The organism is Acidimicrobiales bacterium (genome assembly GCA_036491125.1).
In the GTDB taxonomy this organism is placed as follows: Bacteria; Actinomycetota; Acidimicrobiia; order Acidimicrobiales; family AC-9; genus AC-9.
The window spans coordinates 20389-27368 of sequence record DASXCO010000163.1; the positions used below are offsets into that span (position 1 = coordinate 20389).

The following is a 6980-nucleotide window of genomic DNA, read 5'->3' on the forward strand; positions in this document are numbered from 1 at the left end:
ACAATCCACAGGCCTTATTGTCATTGCTTGAAGATCACTACTTCATAGAGAAGGAAGGGAAGTACCCACAGTGAAGCTTCGTTGCGAACGCGACGTGCTCGTGGAGGCACTCACGACGGCTGGTCGGGCAGCGAGCAGTCGGGGAGGAGCCACCCAGGTGCTGTCGGGGGTTCGGCTCGAGGTGCTCGGCGATCGGCTGCACGTTGCTGGCAGTGATCTGGATCTCACCATCGAGGTCGAGCTGACTGCAGCGGGCGGCGAGGACGGAGCGTGTGTCCTGCCGGCCCGATTGGTGGCAGACATCGTTCGGGCCTTGGAGCCAGGCGCGGTGACCCTCGAGGCCGAGGACGAAGAGGCGCGCATCGTTGCGGGACGATCGCAGTTCGCGGTGCGTACGTTCCCGATCGGTGATTTTCCTCGGTTGCCTCGAGTCGGTGGCGAGGGTGTCGTCATTCCTGCCGGTGATTTCAGCGAGGCGTTGCGACAGGTCGTGCGGGCTGCGTCAAGTGACGACGCACGACCGATGCTCACGGGCGTGCTGATGTCTGCCGAGGAGGGCGGACTCCGTCTCGTGGCGACTGACTCGTACCGATTGGCGGTGCGGGATCTGCCCGGAGCTACCGTGCTGTCGGAAGGACAACATGTCCTGGTGCCGGCGCGTGCCCTTGGAGAGCTTCAGCGTCTCTTGTCGGGGGGGGTGGCGGGTGGAGCAGATCGCTCGGTCACGCTGTACGTGGGAGAGTTCGAGGCCAGCTTCGAGACCGGTCCCGTTCGACTGACAACTCGTCTCATCGAAGGCGAGTTTCCCAACTACCGCCAACTCCTCCCGGCCACGTACCCCAACCGCCTATCGGTCGACAAAGAGACCCTGCTCGATGCGGTCCGCAGGGTGAAGCTGTTGGTGAAGGATGCCACCACTCCGGTGCGCGTCGCCCTTCGACCTGACGGCATGGATCTCCGGGTGGTGACACAGGAGGTGGGTCAGGCCAGCGAAGACGTGGATGCCAAGTACGAGGGCGGACCCGACCTCACGATCGCCTTCAACCCCAGCTATCTGATGGACGGGGTCGAGGCCATCATCGGTTCCGAGATCATCCTGGAGACCATCGACTCGACCAAGCCGGCGACGGTTCGCAGCACCGAGAACGACAACTATCGCTACCTGCTCATGCCTGTCAGGGTCTCTTAGCATGACGCTCCCCCCTTGATGGAGCATGCGGATCAACCGTCTCTGGCTTACCGACTTTCGTAGTTTCGCGGGCGTCGAGGTGGTCCCTGCGACCGACGGTCTGACCTTGGTGTTGGGCGAGAACGGCGTCGGAAAGACCAATCTCCTCGAAGCAGTGGGCTATCTGGCGACGATGGGCTCGTTTCGAGGTGCGCCCCACGAGGCGTTGGTGCGGACGGGATCTCTGCGGGCGGCGGTTCGCGCCGAGGTCGAGCGCGAGCAACGACAGTTGCTGATCGAGGTGGACATACCCGTTTCGGGGCGAGAACGCGCCCAGGTCAACCGGCAACCACTACGCCGAGCGAGGGACCTCCTCGGAGCATTGCGGGTCAGCGTGTTCTCACCTGACGATCTGGTTCTGGTGAAGGGTGGGCCGGGCGAACGCCGACGATTCCTGGATGATGCGCTGGTGGCTCTCCATCCTCGCCACGACGGATTACGCAGCGATCTGGAGCGGGCGTTGCGTCAGCGTGCCAGCTTGCTCAAGCAGGGAGGGCTGCAGCCCGACAGCGGCACGCTCGCGGCGCTCGACGTATGGGACGCCAAGTTGGCTGAGATCGGCGAGGCCGTGGCTGCGGCCCGCGCCCAGCTGAGCCTCGAGCTGGAGCCCGAGGTGGCCAAGTCGTACGGCCGGCTGGCGGGCGAAGACGGCGTGGTGGCCCTGACGTACCGAAGGTCCTGGGAGGGCGACCTCGCGGAGGCGCTCGGTCGGGTGAGGAACGAGGATCTGCGGCGGGGCACCACGAGCGTCGGGCCCCATCGTGATGACCTGATCCTGGAGCTATGCGGTCTTCCCGCTCGCTCGCATGCCTCACAGGGCGAGCAGCGGACGCTCGCTCTGGCGCTCCGCCTGGCCGTGCACGGCATCGTCACCGAGGCGGTAGGGAGTCCCCCGGTGCTGCTCCTCGACGACGTCTTCTCCGAGCTGGATGCGGCCCGCAGCGCTGCGGTCGTGGCCCATCTACCGGGGGCTCAGGCCCTGCTGACCACCGTTTCGTCGCCCCCACCGGGCGTGACGCCAGCCCGCGTCCTACGCGTTTCACCGGGTGTGGTCAGCTCATGAGTATCGAAATGGTCGAGGCGCTCCCATGACGTGGCGCCCACTTCCACACCCCCCAGGCGAGGACCGTCCCCACGAGCTGGCCCGGTCGCTCGACCAGGTCGCTCGGGGCATCGGTGCCCCGCCGGTCGAGGCGCTCTCGGTCGTCTTCTCCCGGTGGGAGGACGTCGTGGGAACGGCGGTGGCGGCCCACTCCCGTCCCATTTCGCTGCGCCAGTCGACCCTGGTGGTCTCGGTGGACCACCCCGCCTGGGCCACCCAGCTGAGGTATCTGGGGTCTTCGATACTGAGCCGGATCACCGAGGCCGTGGGGCACGAGGTGGCCACCCGCCTGGAGGTGCGGGTGGGGTCCCAGTGACCGGGTCTGTCACCCCTCTCTGGTAGAATTAGAAGCAGTTTCAGGGCTTCTGACCTGCAGGTTCTGATGGCCCTGGCCGTTTCCGAGATCATGTTCGAGAGGTCGCGCCCGTGGCGCTGAAGCAAAACGTCGAGACTGCCAAGTCAACCTCGTCCTATGGGGCCAAGGACATCACTGTCCTCGAGGGCCTCGAGCCCGTCCGCAAGCGGCCGGGCATGTACATCGGGTCGACCGGACCGAGCGGGCTCCATCACCTCATTTGGGAGGTCGTGGACAACTCGGTCGACGAGGCGATGGCCGGAGAGGCCACCCGGATCGACGTCACGCTCCTGGCCGACGGCGGGTGTCGGGTGGCGGACAACGGGCGGGGCATCCCCACCGAGCCGCACCATCAATACCCCCGCAAGTCGACCGCTGAGGTCGTGCTCACCATGCTCCACGCCGGGGGCAAGTTCGGTGGGAGCGGCTACAAGGTGTCGGGTGGGCTGCACGGTGTGGGCGTCTCGGTCGTGAACGCCCTGTCCCGTCGTCTCGTGCTGGAGATCGACCGGGATGGCCAGCGCCATCGGTTGGAGTTCGCCAACGGCGGCAAGCCCAAGGGCAAGCTGGAGGTGGTGGGCCCGTCGCCGCGCGGCCGGCGGGGGACGATCGTCACGTTCTGGCCCGATCCGGTCGTGTTCGAGGAGACCGAGTTCAGAGCGACGACCGTCGTCGAGCGCCTGCAGGTGATGGCGTTCCTCAACCGGGCCTTGGAGATCCGCTTCCGCGATGAGCGGCCAGGCCACACCCAGGACGTCGTCTACCGCTACACCGGCGGCATCACCGACTACGTCCGCCACCTCAACGCCTCGAAGGAGGCGTTGTTCAAGAAGGTCGGGTCGTACGCCCAGGAGGAGGCCCACCAGGAGGTCGAGGTGGCCCTCCAGTGGAACACCGGCTTCTACGAGAGCATCCACTCGTTCGCCAACGGCATCGAGACGAGCGAGGGAGGGATGCACGAGGAGGGCTTGAGAAAGGCCCTTACCAACGTGCTCAACAAGTACGCCCGAGCGAAGAACCAGCTGAAGGAGAAGGACGAGAACCTTCTCGGTGAGGACATCCGCGAAGGGTTGACTGCCATCCTCGCCGTGCGCCTCCAGGACCCGCAGTTCGAGGGCCAGACCAAGGCCAAGCTCGGCAACGTCTCCATCCGTTCGCTGGTGGAACGGGCGACCAACGAGAAGCTGGCCGAGTGGCTGGAGGAGAACCCGCGGGAAGCACACCAGATCGTGCAGAAGTCGACGATCGCCGCTCGAGCCCGGGTGGCCGCCCGCCAGGCCCGAGACCTGACCCGGCGCAAGACGGCGCTCGAAGGCGCCGGCCTGCCGGGCAAGCTGGTGGACTGCTCCTCCCGCGATCCTCGCGAGTCGGAGCTGTTCATCGTCGAGGGCAACAGCGCCGGAGGCTCGGCCAAGGACGCTCGGGATCCCCGGACCCAGGCCATCCTCCCCATCAGGGGCAAGATCTTGAACGTCGAGCGCGCTCGGGTCGACAAGATGCTCCGCAACGCCGAGATCCAGGCGTTGATCGCGGCCATCGGCGCCGGTCTGGCCGAGGACTTCGACGTGTCGAAGATCCGGTACGGCAAGATCATCGTCCTGGCAGACGCCGACGTCGACGGGTCGCACATCAGGACGCTGTTGCTGACGTTCTTCTTCCGGCAGATGAGCGATCTGGTCGAGAAGGGCCACGTTTACGTGGCCCAGCCGCCGCTGTACTCCACCCTGGTGGGAAAGGAGAAGGTCTACCTCAAGGACGATCTGGCCAAAGCGCGGTTCCTCGTCGAGCGCCCCGATCACAAGGCCGACTTCCAGCGGCTGAAGGGCCTGGGGGAGATGGACTTCAGCGAGCTCAAGGAGACGACCATGGACCCGGCCAAGCGGTCGCTCCTCCAGATCGGGCTCGACCAGGCGGCGATCGCCGACGAGGTGACGTCGATCCTCATGGGCGACGACGTCGAGTTGCGCCGTCACTTCATCCAGACCAACGCCAAGGACGTTCGCTTCCTCGACATCTAGGGGGGCGGAGAGCATATGAGTGACACGACGATGGATGGTGGTGGCAGCGCCGGCGAGGCCGGGTTCGCCGCCATCGAGCCGATCGACATTCAGGAGGAGATGGAGCGCTCGTTCCTCGAGTACTCCATGTCGGTCATCGTCTCGCGGGCGCTGCCCGACGCTCGGGACGGACTGAAGCCGGTCCACCGCCGCATTCTCTACGGGATGTACGAGCAGGGACTTCGGCCCGACCGCCCGCACGCCAAGTGCGCGCGTGTCGTCGGCGAGGTGATGGGGAAGTTCCACCCTCACGGTGAGGGCGCCATCTACGACGCCCTTGCCCGCATGGTGCAGGACTTCAGCCTCCGTCACCCGCTGATCGACGGGCACGGCAACTTCGGGTCGCCCGATCCGGATACGGGCCCGGCGGCCATGCGCTACACCGAGTGCCGGCTGGCCCCGTTGGCCCTCCAGCTGATGGCCGGCATCGACGAGGAGACCGTCGATCAGGGGACCAACTACGACGGGACCGAGTCCGAGCCGACCGTCCTACCGGCGCGCTTTCCCAACCTCCTGGTCAACGGGTCACAGGGGATCGCCGTCGGCATGGCCACCAACATCCCGCCGCACAACCTGGGCGAGGTCATCGACGCCACGGTGCACCTGCTGGAGCATCCCGACGCCACGGTCGACGAGCTCATGCGGTTCGTGCAGGGACCGGACTTCCCGACCGGGGCCCAGATCCTGGGCCGGGCGGGGATCCTCGACGCCTACCGGACCGGCCGGGGATCCATCAAGCTGCGGGCCGTCGCCGAGATCGAGCAGACCAAGGGCGGTGACCGCATCGTGGTGACCGAGATCCCCTACCAGACGTCGATCGAGGTCATCGAGCGCAAGATCGCCGAGCTTGTCAACGGGCGGGAGCTCGAGGGTATCCGGAGCACCCAGAACGACTCCGCCGGCCGTCGGGTCCGCTTCGTGATCGACCTGAAGCGGGATGCCAACTCCATGGTGGTGCTCAACAACCTGTACAAGCACACGCCGATGCAGACCAGCTTCGGGGTCAACATGCTGGCGCTGGTCGATGGCGTGCCGCGCACCCTGGACCTGGTCCAGGCCCTGGCCGCGTACATCGCGCACCAGGTCGAGGTGATCACCCGCAGGTCGCAGTACCGGCTGGACAAGGCCAGGGCCCGCGCCCACATCGTCGAGGGCCTGCTCCGCTGCCTCGACCAGCTCGATGCTGTCATCGCCCTCATCAGGGGATCGGAGGACCGCCCTGCGGCCCGTCAGGGGCTGATGGCAGCCCCGTTCGAGTTCAGCGAGATCCAGGCCAACCACATCCTGGACATGACGCTGGGCCGGCTGACGCGCCTGGGTCGGAGCGAGCTCGAGGAGGAGATGGCCCGCCTGCGCGACACCATCGCCGACCTCGAGGCGATCCTCGGCGATCCTGCGCGCCTGCGTCAGGTGATCAAGGACGAGCTGACCGAGATCAAGGGGTCGTTCGCCCAGCCCCGCAAGTCCCGGATCATCCTCGATCCCGGTGACCTCGGAGCTGAGGACCTCATCGAGGACGAGGAGCTCGTCGTCACGATGACCAAGGCCGGCTACGTCAAGTCGGTGTCCGTGGGCGCCTTCCGGACCCAGGGCCGCGGCGGCCGTGGGATCCAGGGAGCCCGCCTCAAGGAGGAGGACATCGTCAGCCACGTGGTCCACACCACGTCCCACGCTTTTCTGCTGTTTTTCTCCAACAAGGGCCGGGTGTACCGCCTCAAGGGCCACGAGGTGCCCATGAAGGAGCGCACGGCGCGGGGCACCGCCATCGTGAACCTCCTGCCCCTTGCCCCCGGCGAGCGGATCCAGGCTATCGTCGAGACCCGCGATTACGACACAGGCCGTTTTCTGATCTTCGCCACCCGGCTGGGGCAGGTGAAGAAGACCCTCCTCTCCGAATATGACAAGTCCCGCCGGGAGGGCTTCATCGCCATCAACCTCCGGGACGACGATGAGCTCGTGCGGGTGGTGCAGACCAGTAACGGTGAGGACCTTTTCATGGTGAGCCGTAACGGCATGACGATCCGCTTCGGCGAGGACGAGGTACGGCCGATGGGACGGGATGCCGCGGGAGTGCGCGGGATGCGCCTGCGCGAGGGAGACGAGGTGGTGTCCCTCGACGTGGCCAGCGACGACGCCGACATCCTGATGGTCACCGACGTCGGCTATGGCAAGCGGACGAAGCTGGAGCGGTTCAACCGGCAGGCCCGGGGGGGCCAAGGGGTCAGGGGTATCCGGCTG

General features: G+C 66.4%; 5 protein-coding genes. All 5 read left to right on the forward strand.

Annotation, left to right across the window (positions count from 1 at the left end):
• Positions 1-70: 70 nt before the first annotated feature.
• A complete protein-coding gene (dnaN, locus tag VGF64_12805; GenBank protein HEY1635633.1) occupies positions 71-1189 on the forward strand; it encodes a DNA polymerase III subunit beta in 1119 nt (372 codons plus the stop codon).
• Positions 1190-1214: 25 nt separating this feature from the next.
• On the forward strand, positions 1215-2291 hold the full coding sequence (locus tag VGF64_12810) for a DNA replication/repair protein RecF (GenBank protein HEY1635634.1): 1077 nt from the start codon (positions 1215-1217) through the stop codon (positions 2289-2291).
• 25 nt (positions 2292-2316) lie between these two features.
• Positions 2317-2646: a DUF721 domain-containing protein gene (locus tag VGF64_12815; protein HEY1635635.1), complete on the forward strand. Its 330-nt coding sequence runs from the start codon at positions 2317-2319 to the stop codon at positions 2644-2646.
• A gap of 110 nt (positions 2647-2756) precedes the next feature.
• Positions 2757-4703 (forward strand): DNA topoisomerase (ATP-hydrolyzing) subunit B, encoded by a 1947-nt coding sequence (gene gyrB / locus VGF64_12820; GenBank protein HEY1635636.1) that lies wholly within the window; start codon positions 2757-2759, stop codon positions 4701-4703.
• Positions 4704-4718: 15 nt separating this feature from the next.
• Positions 4719-6980 (forward strand): DNA gyrase subunit A (gyrA, locus tag VGF64_12825; GenBank protein ID HEY1635637.1); only part of this gene is annotated, 2262 nt, incomplete at its 3' end.

Excerpts from the sequence above, each read along its gene's own strand:
- VGF64_12810 (HEY1635634.1), top strand. The coding sequence starts at position 1,215 with ATGCGGATCAACCGTCTCTGGCTTACCGACTTTCGTAGTTTCGCGGGC.
- VGF64_12815 (HEY1635635.1), top strand. The coding sequence starts at position 2,317 with ATGACGTGGCGCCCACTTCCACACCCCCCAGGCGAGGACCGTCCCCAC.